This window comes from Stenotrophomonas sp. YJH_SMC_8 (assembly GCF_059371315.1).
Window position 1 is genome coordinate 206,225 of the sequence record NZ_JCAFUL010000007.1, and the last position, 17,024, is coordinate 223,248.

Annotated in this window: 13 protein-coding genes; 7 read left to right on the top strand and 6 right to left on the bottom strand. The window is 67.1% G+C overall.

Annotation, left to right across the window (positions count from 1 at the left end; translation table 11 throughout):
- The first annotated feature begins 115 nt into the window (after positions 1 to 115).
- The 3 genes from AC5P88_RS11130 to AC5P88_RS11140 all read left to right on the top strand — a co-directional run bounded on the left by AC5P88_RS11130 (position 116) and on the right by AC5P88_RS11140 (position 3,335).
- Positions 116 to 412 carry a hypothetical protein gene (locus tag AC5P88_RS11130; protein ID WP_495225070.1) on the top strand — a complete coding sequence of 99 codons (297 nt, stop codon included), beginning with the start codon at positions 116 to 118 and terminating at the stop codon, positions 410 to 412.
- 232 nt (positions 413 to 644) lie between these two features.
- The gene (locus tag AC5P88_RS11135; protein WP_495225044.1) at positions 645 to 1,577 is read left to right on the top strand and encodes an MBL fold metallo-hydrolase; all 933 of its coding nucleotides are present in this window, start codon (positions 645 to 647) and stop codon (positions 1,575 to 1,577) included.
- A gap of 105 nt (positions 1,578 to 1,682) precedes the next feature.
- Entirely contained in the window at positions 1,683 to 3,335 is a 1,653-nt protein-coding gene (locus AC5P88_RS11140; RefSeq protein ID WP_495225071.1) for a M28 family metallopeptidase, read from the top strand.
- Between the two features lie 433 nt (positions 3,336 to 3,768).
- Here AC5P88_RS11140 and AC5P88_RS11145 read toward each other — a convergent pair whose 3' ends face one another.
- The gene (locus AC5P88_RS11145) at positions 3,769 to 5,103 is read right to left on the bottom strand and encodes an MFS transporter (protein WP_106549891.1); all 1,335 of its coding nucleotides are present in this window, start codon (positions 5,101 to 5,103) and stop codon (positions 3,769 to 3,771) included.
- Between the two features lie 223 nt (positions 5,104 to 5,326).
- Between AC5P88_RS11145 and yedA the strand changes: the two genes are divergently transcribed.
- Together yedA and rarD are read left to right on the top strand one after the other, a co-directional pair.
- Positions 5,327 to 6,232 (top strand): drug/metabolite exporter YedA, encoded by a 906-nt coding sequence (gene yedA, locus AC5P88_RS11150; RefSeq protein WP_495225045.1) that lies wholly within the window; start codon positions 5,327 to 5,329, stop codon positions 6,230 to 6,232.
- Positions 6,229 to 7,125, top strand: a complete 897-nt coding sequence (gene rarD, locus AC5P88_RS11155; protein ID WP_495225046.1) for an EamA family transporter RarD — start codon at positions 6,229 to 6,231, stop codon at positions 7,123 to 7,125. Before yedA ends, rarD begins: the two co-directional genes overlap by 4 nt.
- 204 nt (positions 7,126 to 7,329) lie before the next feature.
- Here rarD and AC5P88_RS11160 read toward each other — a convergent pair whose 3' ends face one another.
- From AC5P88_RS11160 to AC5P88_RS11180, 5 genes are all read right to left on the bottom strand, one after another.
- A complete protein-coding gene (locus AC5P88_RS11160) occupies positions 7,330 to 10,188 on the bottom strand; it encodes a TonB-dependent receptor plug domain-containing protein (protein ID WP_495225047.1) in 2,859 nt (952 codons plus the stop codon).
- A gap of 410 nt (positions 10,189 to 10,598) precedes the next feature.
- Entirely contained in the window at positions 10,599 to 11,921 is a 1,323-nt protein-coding gene (locus AC5P88_RS11165) for an ABC transporter permease (protein WP_495225048.1), read from the bottom strand.
- A 13-nt stretch (positions 11,922 to 11,934) separates the two neighbouring features.
- Positions 11,935 to 13,092 carry an ABC transporter permease gene (locus AC5P88_RS11170; RefSeq protein WP_106549886.1) on the bottom strand — a complete coding sequence of 386 codons (1,158 nt, stop codon included), beginning with the start codon at positions 13,090 to 13,092 and terminating at the stop codon, positions 11,935 to 11,937.
- A 14-nt stretch (positions 13,093 to 13,106) separates the two neighbouring features.
- Complete coding sequence (locus AC5P88_RS11175) at positions 13,107 to 13,796, bottom strand: ABC transporter ATP-binding protein (RefSeq protein ID WP_106549885.1); 690 nt, start codon at positions 13,794 to 13,796, stop codon at positions 13,107 to 13,109.
- Between the two features lie 102 nt (positions 13,797 to 13,898).
- Complete coding sequence (locus tag AC5P88_RS11180; RefSeq protein ID WP_495225049.1) at positions 13,899 to 15,146, bottom strand: efflux RND transporter periplasmic adaptor subunit; 1,248 nt, start codon at positions 15,144 to 15,146, stop codon at positions 13,899 to 13,901.
- A gap of 202 nt (positions 15,147 to 15,348) precedes the next feature.
- On the opposite strand from AC5P88_RS11180, the gene AC5P88_RS11185 reads away from it, so the two are divergent.
- Both AC5P88_RS11185 and AC5P88_RS11190 read left to right on the top strand, forming a co-directional pair.
- Positions 15,349 to 16,245, top strand: coding sequence for an ABC transporter ATP-binding protein (locus tag AC5P88_RS11185; protein WP_495225050.1), 897 nt, complete (start codon positions 15,349 to 15,351; stop codon positions 16,243 to 16,245).
- On the top strand, positions 16,242 to 17,024 hold the full coding sequence (locus AC5P88_RS11190) for an ABC transporter permease (protein WP_495225051.1): 783 nt from the start codon (positions 16,242 to 16,244) through the stop codon (positions 17,022 to 17,024). The genes AC5P88_RS11185 and AC5P88_RS11190 overlap by 4 nt, the downstream gene beginning before the upstream one ends.

The window sequence follows — 17,024 nt, forward strand, 5'->3', positions numbered from 1 at the left end:
GCAACCGCACGTTCCCCAGGTTCCCGGAAATGCCGGCCAGCGGCCGGCACTACCCGCGAACGAAGGTCATGGCATGATGTCCGCGCGCCCCCGGCGCGATGACATGGAGTCTGCGATGGCCTGGTTGTCGCTGCTGCTGTTCCTGCCCTGGTTCCTGCTGCTGGGCAGCCTGTACTGGCTGTTCCCGCGCCAGCCGCGTACCGCGCGGCGGCGCCTGTTCGACGGCACCACCCTGTTGCTGGCCTTTGCCTTGAGCATCGTATCGATGCTGTGGGGGCACCACATCGGCGTGGTACAGCCCGGCGCTGGGCCGATCTGGCCGCAGGTGCTGGCGGTGTTGTACGCCTACGGTGCGTTTCTGGCGGTGCTGGTGCTGGCGTTGCTGCTGCGGCCGCGGCTCGCATTGCGCTGAACCTGGCCCTTGCGCGCCCGATGGACCTGCGGTTGGTGGGCCTGCGCTTGCCTTGGTAGAGTCGACTGTTAGTCGACTGCTCTTCTGGAAGCCCGCGCTGCGCGCGACAGTCGACCGACAGTCGACTCTACCCGGCCACAACCCGGCACTACCCGACCAAAGCCGCATCGAACCAGAGCCGCCCGCGCGCCTACCATGGGCGTCTGTTCCCGACCCTGCCAGGTGCGTGCCGATGACCGCCGACCCCAGCATCCACACCATTGATACCGGCTTCCAGCGCCCGGACTTCGATGCGGCCTACCTGATCGTTGAAAACGGCCGCGCCGCCTTCGTCGATTGCGGCACCGGTCTGTCGGTACCGGCCATGCTGCAGGCGCTGGCCGACACGGGGCTGGGCGTGGATGCGGTGGACTGGCTGCTGCTGACCCATGTGCACCTGGACCACGCTGGTGGTGCCGGCCTGCTGATGCAGCAGCTGCCCAACGCGAAGGCGGTGCTGCATCCGCGTGGGGCACCGCACATGATCGATCCGACCCGGCTGATTGCTGGTGCCACGGCGGTGTACGGCGCCGAGGAGATCGCGCGCAGCTATGGTCGTATCGAGGCCATTCCCGAACACCGTGTTGTGGTGGCCGAAGACGGGCACCGCATCGGCCTGGCCGGCCGCGAGCTGGTGCTGCTGCACACGCCGGGCCACGCCCTGCACCACTACTGCGTGTGGGATGCGCGCAGCCGCAGCTGGTTCACCGGCGATACCTTCGGCATCTCCTACCGCGAGCTGGACAGCGCGCAGGGCGCTTTCATCTTCCCCACCTCGTCGCCGGTGCAGTTCGACCCGGAGGCGATGAAGGCCTCGATCCGGCGCATGCTCGACTACGCGCCACAGGCGATGTACCTGACCCACTATGGCCGCGTTGAGCAGGTGCAGAAGCTGGCCGACGACCTGTTCGAACAGATCGATGCGATGGCCACCATCGGCCGCCAGTGCGATGGCCGCCCGGACCGCCACCGCTGCCTGCTGGCCGCGTTGCAGGCGCTGTACCTGGAACGCGCGCAGCAGCATGGCTGTGCGCTGGACCAGGCGGCGGTTACGGCGGTGCTGGCGATGGACATCGAGCTGAACGCACAGGGCCTGGCCTGCTGGCTGGACCGCATCCGTCGGTAGATCCACGCCATGCGTGGATGACGCAAGCCCACGCTGCACCGCGATGTCACGACCACGTTACACTCTGGTGACTTCCAAGCCTGCCGTGGTACTGCCGTGAATCCGATGCGCGTGTTGCTGCTGTCGTCCTGCCTGTTCGTCGGTGGCCTGGCCCATGCGGCCAACGACCTGCCGGGTGGTGGCATCGATCCGCAGGCACTGTCTCGGCATGTGCGTGTGCTGGCGTCGGATGAATTCGAGGGCCGCGCGCCGGCCACCGAGGGCGAAGAGCGCACGGTGCAGTACCTGATCGAGCAGTTCCGCAGCTACGGCCTGCAGCCGGGAGGCGTGGACGGCAGCTGGGTGCAGCCGGTGCCGCTGGTGCGTGCCCAGCTGGATGGCGCGGCCAAGGCCAGCCTGTCGCTGAAGCAGGGCAAGCGCGCGCTGGCCAACGGTGTGGACGTGACCCTGCAGAGCCTGCAGCCGCGCAAGCGCGTGCAGATCAAGGATGCGCCGCTGGTGTTCGTCGGCTACGGCATCGACGCGCCGGAACGCCACTGGAACGATTACAAGGACGTGGACCTGCACGGCAAGATCGCCGTGGTGCTGATCAACGACGCCGATTTCGAGGCCGATGCACCGGGCGCGTTCGACGGCAAGGCGGTGACCTACTACGGCCGCTGGACCTACAAGTTCGAGGAAGCCGCACGCCGTGGCGCCGAGGGCGTGCTGATCGTGCACGAGACCGCTCCTGCGGCCTATGGCTGGGCCACGGTGAAGAGCTCGGGCACCTCGCCGCTGTTCGACATCGAGCGCGACCAGGCTGAAGCGATGGCGCAGCACACGCCGCTGCGTGGCTGGATGCAGCGTGAGCTGGCCGAGGCGATCTTCGCCGACGCCGGCCTCGACTTCGATGCCGAGAAGCGCAAGGCGATGCGCGCCGACTTCCGCCCGGTGGCGCTGGACAACGCCAGGCTGAGCGTGGACTTCGCGTTGAAGCGCGAACAGGTGGTGACCCGCAACGTGGTGGCCAAGCTGCCCGGTGGCGCGCATGGCGACGAGGCGGTGATCTTCTCCGCACACTGGGATGCCTTCGGCATCGGCCAACCCGATGCCAAGGGCGACCGCATCCGTCGTGGCGCGATCGACAACGCCACCGGCGTGGCCACGGTGCTGGAGCTGGGCCGCGTATTTGCTGCCGGCCCGCAGCCGCAGCGCACGCTGTACTTCGTGGCACTGACCGCTGAAGAGAAGGGCCTGCTGGGCGCCAGCTACTACGCCGCGCATCCACTGGCGCCGCTGGACAAGACGGCGGCGGTGTTGAACATCGAGATGTTCAGCCCGGATGGCCCGACCCGTGACATCGCGTCGTGGGGCAAGGGCCGGGTGTCGCTGGAAGGCGACCTGGAGCGCGTGGCCAAGGCCCGTGGCCGCAGCTACAGCCCGGATCCGAACCTGGAGGCCGGCTTCTTCTACCGCGCCGACCACTTCGCCTTCGCCCGCCTGGGCGTACCGGCGATCACCATCGGCCCGGGCCTGGACAAGCTGGACGGCGGCGTTGAAGCCGGCCGTGCGCTGCGCGAGAAGTACTTCGCCGACTGCTACCACCAGGCCTGCGATGCCTGGACCCCGAGCTGGGACCCGAGCGGCCACGCCGCCGACACCCTGCTGGTCTATGACCTGGGCGCGGAGCTGGCCAACAGCCGCCGCTGGCCGACGTGGGAAAAGGAATCGGAGTTCCGCGGCGCGCGCGACAAGAGCGAATCCGCCCGCCGCTGATGGGCCGGTGAATGACGGTGTGTAGAGTCGACTGTCAGTCGACTATCGCGCGCAGCGCGGGGTTCTTCGCGGTCTGATCGAAGAGCAGTCGACTGACAGTCGACTCTACCCTGTCGGGGCTTCGACGATTCACCAGCGTGGGATGGATGCCGCAATGCAGGCGGTAGAGTCGACTGTTAGTCGACTATCGCGCGCAGCGCGGGGTTTTTCGCGGTCCCGTCGGGGCTTCGACGATTCACCATCGTGGGAAGGATGCCGCGATGCAGGTGGTAGAGTCGACTGTCAGTCGACTATCGCGCGCAGCGCGGGGTTTTCCGCGGTCTGATCGAAGAGCAGTCGACTGACAGTCGACTCTACACCGCAGGTTCCATCCGGCCGGTCTTCCACAGCGGCCACCGGCATTGCACCGGTGGCCGCGATCACTGCAGCGCCCTTACTTGCGGGTGCCGTCGAGCCAGTTCGGGCCCTTGTTTGTCAGGAAGAAGATATAGACCACCAGCGAGACCGCGATCGTTGCGGTGACGTAGATGGCGAACCAGTCGACATGGCCGGTCTTCAGTGCGCCCTGGTACAGCAGCGGGGCGGTGCCGCCGAACAGCGAGTTGGCCAGCGCATAGCCCAGGCCCACGCCCAGTGCACGCACGTGGGTGGGGAACAGCTCGGCCTTCACCACCGCGTTGATCGAGGTGTAGCCGGTGAGGATGACGAAGGCCAGTGCCAGGGTCAGGAACGCCAGCGTGGCGTCGTGCTGGTGCGGCAGCTGGGTGATCAGGTACCAGCTGTACAGCACGCCGCCGACACCGAAGAACACCAGCAGGGTCTTGCGGCCGATGATGTCCGACAGCCAGCCGCCGACCGGCTGCAGCACCATCAGGAACGCCAGCACGCCCAGGTTGATCAGGGTGCCGGTCATCGGGTCGTTGCCCGCGAAGGCGCTCTGGATCATCTTCGGGCCGTTCACCGAGTAGGTGTAGAAGGCCACGGTGCCACCGGCGGTGATCAGGAAGCACAGCAGCAGCGGCCGCCACTGGTGCACGAACAGCTCGTACATCGAGCCGGACTTCTGGGCCTTGCCCTCGCGCGCGGCTTCGATCGACGACTCCGACAGCGATTCGTCCATGCCGCGGCGCAGCCAGAACACCACCACTGCGGCGATGCCACCGATGCCGAAGGCGATGCGCCAGCCCCACTCGGAGATTTCCGGCTTGCCCCAGAAGGTCAGCATCAGCAGCAGGGTCAGCTGGGCCAGCACATGGCCACCGACCAGGGTGACGTAGTGGAACGAGGACAGGAAGCCGCGACGGCCTGGAATGGCGGCCTCGGACATGTAGGTGGCGCTGGCGCCGTATTCGCCGCCGGTGGCGAAGCCCTGCAGCAGGCGCGCGAACAGCAGGATGACTGCTGCCCAGATACCGATGCTGGCCGCCGTAGGCGTAATGGCGATCAGGAACGAGCACAGCGCCATCAGCGTGACCGAGACGGTCAGTGCCAGGCGGCGGCCGTGGCGGTCGGCGAAGCGGCCGAAGAACCAGGCACCGATCGGGCGCATCAGGAACGTGGCGGCGAAGATCGCCCACACGTACATGGTGGAGTTCTTGTCGTCCGGCGAGAAGAACTGTGATTCGAAGTACACGGCGAACACCGAGTACACGTAGACGTCATACCACTCCACCAGGTTGCCGGCGGAGCCTTTGAGGGTATTGGAGATCGACCGCCGCAGGGCGGCGCGGTCGTTCGCGGGTACGGCGGGTTGGGACGTGGTGCTCATCTGGGTGGGAATCCTCGATGCGGCGCGTCCGTGCGCAGGGAAAACGGCGCCCGGCCTTGGGGCGGCGCGGCCGGGCAGCCCTCTTGGTACTGCATGGGCCGTCAACACGGGGTAGCAGACCAGAGCAGGGTGCATGGATGGATGACAGCGTGCCACCGTACGGGGTGCCGGACCATACTCAAAACGTCCTAGAATCCGCCTTCCCCCGGCTCCCTGGTGTGTCATGTCGGCTCCCCCCTCTTCGTCTGCGGCTGCCCCCCGGGGTGGCCTTGTCGCGCTGGCATTGCTGCTGGTCTACGTGGTCTGGGGCTCGACCTACCTGGGCATCGCCAAGGCCCTGCATGGCGGTGCGCTGCCGCTGACGATGGTCTCCGGCAGCCGGTTCATCATTGCTGGCGGCCTGATGTTCATGGCCTTGCGCCTGTTCTGGAAGATGCCGAACCCGACGCTGCGGCAGTGGCGCAACCTGGTGGTGATGGGCGTGACCATGCTGGTGCTGGGCAACGGCATGGTGGTTCTGGCCGAGCGTGAGGTGTCTTCGGGCCTGGCCGCGACCGCGGTGGCCTCGGTGCCGCTGTGGATGGCGCTGTTCTCGGCGCTGCGCGGCCAGCATGCCAGCAAGGGCGAATGGCTCGGCATCGCCATCGGCTTCCTCGGCGTGGTCTGGCTCAATGCCGGCAGCAGCCTGACGGCCTCGCCGACCGGGCTGGTGCTGCTGCTGATCGCGCCGGTCGGCTGGGCCTTCGGTTCGGTGTGGGCACGCGGCCTGGACCTGCCGGGCCCGTTCATGACCGCCGCTGGGCAGATGATCTGCGGTGGCGTGCTGCTGGTGCTGATCGGCCTGGCGGTCGGCGAGCGCCCCACCACGCTGCCCGATACCGGTGGCCTGCTGGCGATGGCCTACCTGTGCGTGTTCGGTTCCATCGTCGCGTTCACCGCCTACGTGTGGCTGCTGCAGAACGTGCGCCCGGCGCTGGCCGGCAGCTATGCGTACGTCAATCCGGTGATCGCGGTGCTGCTGGGCGCACTGTTGAACGGTGAACGATTCGGCTGGCGCGACCTGCTGGCGATGGCGGTGATTCTCCTGGGTGTGGTGGTGTTGACAATGGCAAGGACGAGAAAGAAGTGAGCATGGACGAGCAAGAACAACGCCGGGGCCTGCTGGTCACTGCGTCCACCTTCGTGATCTGGGGCCTGGTGCCGGTGTACTGGCACCTGCTCAACGAGGTGCCTTCGTTCCAGATCATCGCCCACCGCATCATCTGGAGCACCGTGCTGGTGCTGGGCTGGCTGTTGCTCAGCGCGCGCCTGGGCTGGTGGCAGAAGATTGCCGCCCAGCCGCGCGCGCTGCCGATCCTGCTGGTGTCCAGCCTGACCATCGCCTTCAACTGGGGCCTGTACATCTGGGCGGTCAATGCCGGCCACGTCATCGAGACCAGCCTGGGCTACTTCATCAATCCGCTGGTGAACGTGCTGCTGGGCGTGCTGGTGCTGAAGGAGCGCCTGCGCCGCCTGCAGTGGGTGGCGGTGGCGATGGCAGCGGTGGGCGTGGCCTGGCTGACGATCGACGCGGGTACACCCCCGTGGATCGCGCTGGGCCTGGCCTGTTCGTTCGGCCTGTATGGCCTGCTGCGCAAGCTGGTCTCGGTCGATCCGGTGGCCGGCCTGGGCGTGGAGAGCATGTACCTGTTCCTGCCGGCGCTGGCGTTTGCGATCTGGGCCGAGAACGGCCATGGCGGCGCGTTCTTCCATGGCTGGGGCTGGCGCAACGACCTGCTGCTGATCTTCGGTGGCGTGGTCACGGCGGTACCGCTGATCGGCTTCGCCTACGGCGTGAAGCGCATTCCGCTGTCGCTGGTCGGCATCCTGCAGTACATCGCGCCGAGCCTGCAGCTGCTGCTGGGCGTGTTCTTCTTCCACGAAGCGTTCGACACCGCCAAGGCAATCGGGTTCGCGGCGATCTGGGCTGGCCTGGTGCTGTTTGTCGGCGACAACATCCGCACGATGCGCGCGAAGCGGTAACGACCCAGGGGTCGGATCCCTCCGCTACGCGGAGGGCTCTGACCCCTTGTTCTTTCCGCAGCCTGGGGTCGGAGCCCTTCGCCGGGCGAAGGGATCCGACCCCCGCCTTCCGGCCAAAAAAGAACGGCGCCCCGAGGGGCGCCGTTCTGCTTCCATCCACCGCCAGGAGAGAGAGATGGCGGTGGCGGGAACGCGGTTGCAGGCTTAGAAGCGCTGCTGGTACTTCATGTACATGAAACGACCGATGTCGAAGCCACCGTAGTAGGTGAAGCTGCTGTTCGGCTGGCTGTACATGATCGGACCCTGGTGGTCGAAGACGTTGTTCACGCCCAGCGACACGGTGCCGTCCCACGGCAGGCTGTAACGCACCTGCAGGTCGTGGAAGGTGTTGGAGCCCACCTTGCGGCTCGGCTGCGCATCGGTGTACGGCGAGACGAAGCCGGCCATGTTGCAGTCCGGGCCACCGGCCAGGTCATACGAGCAGGCTTCCTTCATGCCCGAGTAGTAGCGGGCGGTCCAGCCGATGCCCAGGTCGCCGTACTGCCAATCCAGGTTGAAGGTCGAACGCACGCGGAAGTTGCCCTGCCAGCCGGTCTTCTGCTCCACCGGCGTGGTGGCGGCGCTGTCGTTGCGCTGCTCCAGGTAGTCGGTGTAGGTGGTGTTCCAGGTGGCGGCGAAGCGGCCGAACGCGGTTTCCGGCAGGCGGTAACGCAGGCTGAAGTCATAGCCGGCGGTTTCGCGGTAGCCCGCATTGACCAGCGAGCGGTCCAGCGACGTCACCTGGCCCAGCGTCTTGGCACTGGTGGAACGGGTGAAGCGGCCACAGGCCGAATCCACGCCCTGCACGTAGCACTGGTTGAGGATGTCGGTGGCCGACTCACCCACGATCGCGTTGTCGATGCGGATCTTCCACCAGTCCAGGCTGACGTCCAGGCCCGGCACGAACTCGGGGCTGTACACCAGGCCCACGGTCCAGGTCTTGGCGGTTTCCGGCTTCAGGTTCGCATTGGAACCGGAGTCGAAATCGGCGATGCCCTGCTGGCCCGGACGGTTGGCGACGTTTCCTTCCGACGCGGTCTGCTGGCGGAAGTTCGCCGGCACCTTCAGCGCCTGGCAGCGTGCGGCCACGGTCGAGCTGCTGGCAGCGATGCCGAACGAGGTATCGCACGGATCGGTGAACGAATCACGGCTCTTCACCGCACCGCCGTACAGGTCGTCCACGGTCGGCGCACGGAAGCCGGTGCCATAGGTCGCGCGCACCAGCAGGCTGTCGATCGGCTTCCACTTCAGGCCGAACTTGCTGTTGGTGGTCGAACCGAAGGTGTTGTAGTCGGTATAGCGGCCGGCCAGGTCCAGCGACAGTTCACGCGCGAACGGCATGTCGGCCAGCAGCGGTACCTGCAGCTCCAGGTAGACCTCGTTGAGCGAGTAGTCGCCACGGGTCGGCTGGCCGGTGGTGCCGGCAATCTGGCCCTTCTGCACCATCAGGTCCGGGGTGTAGCTGGCTTCTTCGCTGCGGTGCTCGAAGCCCATCGCGGCCATCACGTCGCCGGCCGGCAGGGTGAACACCGAACCGGAGATGTTGGCGCTGGCGACCTTGGTGGTGCTCTTCATCTTGTCGACGAAGCGGGTGAACAGGTAGTCCTGCACGTCCTGGTTGCTCAGCGAGCCCGGGCCCGCATAGCCCATCGGCGCGGCCGGGTTCCACGGCACGCAGCCGGCGATCACCGCGCCCGGGGTGCCGCAGCGCGCCACGGTGCCATCCATGAAGGACGGGCCGACCGCCAGGTCGACGTGCGGCTGGTACATGCTGCCGGTACCGATGCGCTCGCCTTCATTGCGGTTGTACATGTAGCTGACGTTCCAGTCCCAGTAACGCGAACCGGTTTCGAAGCTGCCTTCCAGGCCGATGCTGGCGCGCTTGGTGTCCAGGTTGTTCTCGGTCGCACGCGGCATTTCTTCGGTGCGGTGCGAGAACAGCACGTCCTGGCCCCAGTGGTTGAACGCGCTGTCCTTGGACAGGGCGGCACGGGAACCGTTGCGGGCCTGTGCGGTGGACACCGAGTAGGGGTAGCCGGCCAGGTGCTTGGTCGACTCGCGCTTGCTGTACAGCGCGTCGGCGACGATGCGCAGGTCATCGGTGATCGAGAAGCCACCGTTGGCGAACACCGAAGTGCGCTCCAGGCCGCTCAGCAGGCTCATGTTGGTCTTGGTGTTGGCACCGTCGGCCGGATTGGGCGTGTGGAAATTGCCCTTCTGGCTCGGGTCGCCGCCCGGGCCCACGGTCAGCGACTTGCCGTCGACGGTGACGCTGCCCCACTGCGTGGTCTGGTTCAGTGCCTTGACGTCGTCGGGATGGCGCGGGCCACCCGGGTAACGGCTGAACTCGCGCTCGCTGCCGAGGATCTCGTCTTCCTTGGTGCGCTCGGCGCCGACGCTGAACCAACCGCGGTCGAAGGTCTTGCCGAAGGTGGCGCTGTAGGAGCGCTTCTGGCCGTCGCCTTCACCGTACTGGCCGACGTAGACGCTGGCTTCGCCACCGTCGAAGTTCTTGCGGGTGATGATGTTGACCACACCGGCGATGGCGTCCGAGCCATACAGCGCGGATGCGCCGTCGGTCAGCACTTCCACGCGCTCGACAATCGCCGAGGGAATCGAAGCCAGGTCGGAGTAGCCGCCGGCGCTGACGCCCATGCGGCGGCCGTCGATCAGCACCAGGCTGCGTTCCGGGCCGAGGTTGCGCAGGCTGACGTACGTGCCGCCGAAGTCGCGCGAAGAACTCAGCGACGACGAGCGGCTCAGGCTCGGAGCACCGGCGGCGGTGACGTCCTGCAGGATGTCGGCGACGTTGATGTAGCCCTTCTTCTCGATCTCGGCGCGGCTGAGCGCGACGACCGGCTGTGCGGTCTCGACACTGGCTTGGCGGATGCGCGAGCCGGTGATTTCGATGCGGTCGAGGTTGGTCGGGGTATCGCCGGCGCTCTGTGCGAAGGCGGGGGTGGTGCAGCTGGCGGCCAGCGCGATGACGATCGCGTTGCGCAGCGGAGTGGTTTTCAGGGACATCCGTGACATCTCGTGTTTCAGGAAAACAAGCGTCCGTTCTGTGGGCGCGTGGGGTGCTGCAAACCAACGTGGGGGCCGGGATTCTAGAGTGTTTCCATTCGTAACTGTTTGTCGCCATGCTGCTGAATGTGCGCGAAGATGAATCGCAACCAACAATCCACAGATGCGATGTGCGCAGCGTCACGCACGATGCGTGCGCGACGGGCAGAGGCATCGATAGCGGCTGCGTTGCCGCGATCTGTAGTGGCGTGTGTGCGCACGCCTTCATCCACGCATGGCGTGGATCTACTGCATCCAGATTGGGGTCAGATCCCTTCGCGCAGCGAAGGGATCTGACCCCGCCAACGAAAAAGGGACGGAGCCTTCGCTCCGTCCCCCTGCAGAACGTCCATTCAATCCGTGCGTGATGCTCAGGTTTCGCGCAACGCCGTGGTGATCGGCAAACGGGCCGCGCGCAGCGCCGGGAACAGGCCCCCGACCAGGCCGATGCCCAGTGCCCATTTCAGGCCGGTCCACAGCAGTTCCGGCGATACATGGAACTTGAACACCACCGCGCTGAAGTTGCTGCCGATGGTGGACACGCTGTAGCCATTGAACAGCAGCCATGCCACCGCGCACCCCAGCAGGCCGCCCAGCAGCGCCAGCAGCATCGTCTCCAGCATCACCGCGGTGACCACCGGCAGGCCGCGGAAGCCGATCGCGCGCATGGTGGCGATCTCGCGCGCACGCGTGGCAACAGCGGCATACATGGTATTGAGCGCGCCGAACACCGCACCCACCGCCATGATCGTGCCGATCACCTTGCCGAGGATGTCGATCAGCTTGGTCAGCCCGCCGCCCTGCTTGCTGTAGTAGACACGGGTGGTTTCCACGTCCAGCTTCAGGCGGGGGTCGGCGGCGACCGCCGCCTTGAACTGCTCGAAGCCGGCCTTGCCATCGGTACGCACGCTGATCGACTGCCACGCGCTGCGCTGGTAGGTGGTGGCCAGCGTATCGGCGTCGGTCCACAGCTCCGAATCATGCGCATCGCCGGTGGCGAACACGCCGACCACGTTCCAGGTCTGGTTGCCCAGCGTCAGCGTCTTGCCCACGTCCATGTCGCGGAACTGGCCCTTGGCGCCCTGGCCGACCACGATCTCGCGCAGGCCGGTGGCGAACTTGCGGCCCTCGATGATCTTGACCTTGTCATGCACCGCCCAGGCCTGTGGGCCAACGCCGCGGAACTGCGCGTTGACGTCGGTGCCGTCGGACTTCGATACCAGGTTGACCACCTGTGACAGCTCCGGCGACAGCAGCGGCCGGCCTTCGCCATCGCGGCTGATGCCGGGCAGGGTGGACAGCGTGGGAACCTGTTCGCGGGTGATCACCGAATTGGTCTCGGCCTGCGAGCCACCGCGCAGCACGATGGCGGTGGTGTCATCGCCGGTATTGTTGAGCGTGGCCTGGAAGCCTTCGCCCATCGCCAGCATCGCCACCAGCACGCCGACCACGCCGGCGATGCCGACCACGATCACCGAGGACGCACCCCAGCGCTGCGGCAGGCTGGCCACGCCGATGCGGGTGGCCGCCAGTGCCAGCCGGCCGCCACGGGTCAGCAGCAGCCACAAGGCCACCAGCACGGCCACGGCCAGCACGCCGATCCACGGCAGGCTGATCCACAGCACCAGGCCGATCACCAGCAGCAGCACTGTCACGCCGTTGCCCAGCCACTTCTTGAGTTTGCTCTTGAACATGTCGGTGTCCTCCTCAGCGGCCGGCCAGTGCGTCGACGATCTTCAGGCGCTTGGCACGCAGCGCCGGCAACAGGCCGACGATGATGCCGATCACCACGATCAGGCCCAGCCCCATCAGCCAGGTCGGCGTCGGCACGTGCGGTGGCAGCATGCCCATGCTCTTCGGGCCGATCGCCGGCAGGATCAGCGCGGCCAGGCCCATGCCGATCAGGCCGCCGAGGCCGATCAGCAGCACCGACTCCACCATCACCAGGGTCAGCACGGTGCTGTCCTTGAAGCCCAACGTCTTCAGCGTAGCCAGTTCCGGCACACGCTCGCGCACGGCCTGGGCCATGGTGTTGCCGGTCAACAGCAGCAGGGTGAAGAACACCGCGCCCATGATCGAAGTGACGATCATGCCGATGTCCGCGAACTGCTTGACGAAGGCCTGCTGGAACGCCGATTCAGTCTGGGTCTTGGTCTCGTGGTCGGAGTTGGCCGAGATCGCATCGATGGCCTGCGCCACCCGCGAGGAATGATCCGGATTGTCCAGCGTCACCGTGTACCAGCTCACCTGGTTCTTGATGTAGTCGTTGGATTCATCGAAGTACTTCCAGTTCATCATCAACTGGCGTTCTTCATTGGCGGCCAGCGCACGGTCCTTGGAGCGGTAGATGCCCTTCAGCTCCAGCGGCCAGTCGTTGCTGCCGCCACGCGGGAAGATCGTCGCCTGCAACGGGATGGTGTCGCCGATCTTCCAGCCGAACTGCTTGGCCAGCGATTCGCCGACGATCGCGCCGGTGCGGGTCTGTTTCCAGTCTTCCAGCTGCGCCGGCTCGATCTGCAGTTCGCGGTAGACATCGAAGTAGTTGGGCGACACCGAGAAGTTCGGGAAGAAGTTCTTCGGGTCCTGGTAGATGCCGCCGAACCACATGCCGTAGGCCACATCGCGCACGCCGGCCACCTGGCGGATCTGGGTTTCCAGGCGGATCGGCAGCGACTGGGTGATGGACAGCCGCGAGGCCACCACCAGGCGGTTGGCGCCTTCCACGCTGCCACCGGACGAGAACGCCACGCGCACCGAGTCGAGCATGCCGAACAGCAGGAACGCGGCCACCACCGACAGCAGGGTCAGCAGCGTGCGGGTGCGGCTGCGGAACAGCTGCGCCCACACCAACGAGAAGTATTTCATCGCCGTGGCCTCCGTCAGTGGGCCAGCGGCGCGTCGGCCAGCTCGCCCTTGTCCAGGTGCACCGTGTGCGTGGCGTACTCGGCGGCCTTCGGGTCATGGGTGACCATGATGATGGTCTTGCCGTGTTCGCGGTTGAGCTGCTGCAGCAGGCCGAGAATCTCCTCGGCCGATTGGCGGTCGAGGTCGCCGGTCGGTTCGTCGCAGATCAGGAAGGTTGGGTCGGAGACGATCGCGCGGGCGATCGCCACGCGCTGCTGCTGGCCGCCGGACAGTTCATTGGGACGATGGCTGCGGCGGTCGGCCAGGCCGACCAGGGTCAGCGCGATTTCGGCATTGCGCTTGCGCTGGGAGGCACTCAGGTGGGTCAGCAGCAGCGGCAGCTCCACGTTCTTCTGCGCGGTCAGCATTGGCATCAGGTTGTAGAACTGGAACACGAAGCCGACGTGATGGCTGCGCCAGGTCGACAGCTGGCCGCCGCTCATCTGGTCGATGCGCTCGCCTTCGATGCTGATTTCGCCGCCACTGGGGTTGTCCAGGCCGCCGATCAGGTTGAGCAGGGTGGTCTTGCCCGAGCCCGACGGGCCCATCAGCGCCACGAAGTCGCCGCTGGCAATGTCCAGGTCGATGCCGTGCAGCACCTGCACTTTCTCGGGGCCACGCTGGTAGGTCTTGGTGATGTTGCGCAGTGAAACCAGGGTCGACATGGGTGGTTCTCCACGGAAGGCGGGAAACGGGAAATCACGCCGGCGATGGCCGGGGGCGTGCGTCGAACGGTGCTGCCGGCGGCGCCCGCAGGCGCCAGGCCGTTACTGCGCTTGTTTCTGTTGCACCTTGGCGCCATCGCGCAGGGTGTCCGGCGGATTGACCACCACCGACTCGCCTGCGCTCACGCCCTTGAGGATCTGGCGGTCCTTGCCCATCGCCTGGCCGGCCTCGACCGTGCGCTGCTGCACGCGGCTCTCGTCGCCCAGCACGAAGGCCACCGACGCGCCGTCGCGCTGGACCACCGCCCCGCCCGGCACGCGCACGCCCTGCGGCTTGGTCGCCGCCTGCGGCTGCGCCTGTTCCAGGAAGCTGACTCGCACGCCCATCTCCGGCACGATGCGCGGGTCCTTCACCTTCAGCGCCACGCGCACCTTCACCGTGGCCTTGCCGCGGTCGGCGGTGGGGATGATGGCGATCACCTCGCCCGGGATCTTCCACTCCGGGTAGGCATTGAGTGTGGCTTCCACCGGCATCTTCGGCTGCACGCGGCCGATGAAGGCCTCGCCAACCTCGACTTCGATTTCCAGCGAGTCCATGTCGACGATGGTGCCGATGCCGGTACGGGTGAAGCCACCACCGGCCGACAGCGGCGAGACGATTTCGCCCGGCTGCGCCGCCTTGGCGGTGACCACGCCGGAGAACGGCGCGCGCACCACGTTGTTGTCCACGCCCAGGTCGGCGATGGCCAGCTGGTCGTGGGCGACCTTGACGTTGCGCTGTGCAGTGTCCAGCTGTGCGCGCAGGCTGTCGCGCTGGGCCACGGCCTGGTCGTACTGTGAGCGCGACACCAGCTGCTGGCCGACCAGCGCTTGCAGGCGGCTGGCTTCGGCAGCGGCCTGCTTCTGCTGCGCCTCCAGCCCGGCCACCTGGCTGCGTGCGGCCTGCAGCTGCGAGGCATACAGGCTGCGCTGCGCATCGGCATCGATCGGGTCCAGGGTGGCCATCACCTGGCCGGCTTCGACGCGCATGCCTTCCTCGATCATCACCTCGCGTACCTTGCCGGTGATCTTGGCCGATACCGTGGCCATGCGCCGGGCGACCACGTAGCCGCTGGCATCAAGCACCGAACTGCTGGCGCTGCCCTGCTGGATGGCCACCGCGGGTGCGGTTTCCACCTCCACGGCCGGGGTGCGGCCGAACAGTGCGAAGGCGCCGGCGGCCAGCAGCACGGCAATCACGACAATCGTGATCCACAGCCAGCGGCGGCCACCGCCATTGCCACCGGAGGCGGGCGGCGGCGACTTGCGGTCGATACGGAGTTCCTTCAACAGCTCGGCAGAAGCGTTCATTCGTTCCATCACAGACGTTCGGGCGGGTGTGGCCGGAAGAGCGGACGGCGGCGGTTCCGGCGGTGGAGCGTGCGGCACAGCATGAAGGCAGGCACAGCGATGACGGCAGTGACAGCTGTCATCCGATGACACTGACGGCGGCAACTGCGAAACGTGACCACGGCGGCACAGGATGGCAACGTCCCCGCTACCGGTACCGCCCATGGATCCGATCGCCCCGTCGCTGGCCCGCCTGCAGCAGGTGCAGGTGCGCTATCGCGACCATACCGCCCTGCATGGCATCGACCTGCAGGTCCGCGCTGGCCAGGTGCTGGCATTGCTGGGCCGCAACGGTGCCGGCAAGAGTACCGCGATCAGCGTGCTGTTGGGCCTGCGCCGCGCCGACGCCGGCCAGGTCGAGCTGCTCGGTGGCGACCCGCAGCAGCGCGCCAGCCGCCTCGGCCTGGGCGTGATGCTGCAGAGCACGAACCTGCCGCCGATGCTGCAGGTGGACGAACTGGTGGCCCAGGCCAGTGCCTGCTACCCCGACCCGATGCCGTTGCAGGAGGTACTGCAGCGTGCCGGGCTGCAGGCGCTGGCGGGCCGCCGCTACGGCCAGCTGTCCGGTGGCCAGCAGCGCGCCGTGCAGTTCGCCATCGCGCTGTGTGGGCGCCCGCGCGTGCTGTTCCTGGACGAGCCCACCACCGGGCTGGATATCCAGGCGCGGCAGACCATGTGGCAGGCCATCCGGCAGCTGGTGGCCGAAGGCTGCGGTGTACTGCTGACCACCCACTACCTGGAGGAAGCCGAAGCGCTGGCGCAGCAGGTGGTGGTGCTGGAACAGGGCCGGGTGCTGGCCGATGCGCCGCTGGCCGAACTGCGCCTCGCCGAGCGGCCGCGTCGCATCCGCTGCCGCAGCGTGCTGCTGGCCGACGACGTGCAGCACTGGCCGGGGGTGCAGCAGGTGCAGCGCGACGGTGAGCACCTGCAGCTGCTGGCCAGCCCGGCCGAGCCGGTGGTGGCCCGTCTGCTGGCCGCCGATGCGCAGTTGCGCGAACTGGAAGTACAGGGCGCGGCGCTGGCCGATGCCTTCCTCGACCTGAACCGGGAGGCCGCATGAATACCCTGAATCCGACCGCCGCCGTTGCGCGTCCGGTATCGACCTGGCGGCGTGCGCTGCGCCCGTACCGTGCCGAACTGCAGGCCGAGCTGCGCCGCGCCTGGCGTACACCCGCCTTCGCCGTACCCTCGCTGCTGTTCCCGGTGCTGTTCTACCTGTTGTTCGGCGTGCTGTTGGGCCGCGGCCATGCACCGCTGTACCTGCTGGCCACCTACTGCGTGTTCGGTGCGATGGCGCCGGCCCTGTTCGGTTTCGGCGTGCAGCTGGCGCTGGACCGTGAAGGCGGCCTGCTGACCCTCAAGCGCGCGCTGCCGATGCCAGCGGCGGCACCGTTGCTGGCGCGACTTGCGATGGCCGTGATGTTCGCGCTGCTGGTTGCTGCTCTGTTGATCGGCGTGGCGCGCGCCCTGGGTGGCGTGCAGCTTCAGGCAGTGCAGATGCTGCAGCTGCTGGCGGTGGCGGGCCTGGCCGCGTTGCCGCTGGGTGCGATCGGCCTGCTGATCGGCAGCCATGTCAGTGCCAGCGCAGCGCCGGCGATGGTCAATCTGGTCTACCTGCCGCTGGCGTTGCTGTCGGGGCTGTGGCTGCCGCTATCGGCGTTGCCCAAGGTGTTTTCGATGATGGCACCGCTGTGGCCGACCTGGCACCTGGCGCAGCTGGCGCTGCCGGTGGTCGGGCTGCCGTCGGAGGGCAGCGTCGTCAGCCATCTGCTGGTGCTGCTGGCGGTCACCCTCGTGGCCTTGCTGCTGGCCCGCCGCCGCCTGCGCCGGATCGGCTGA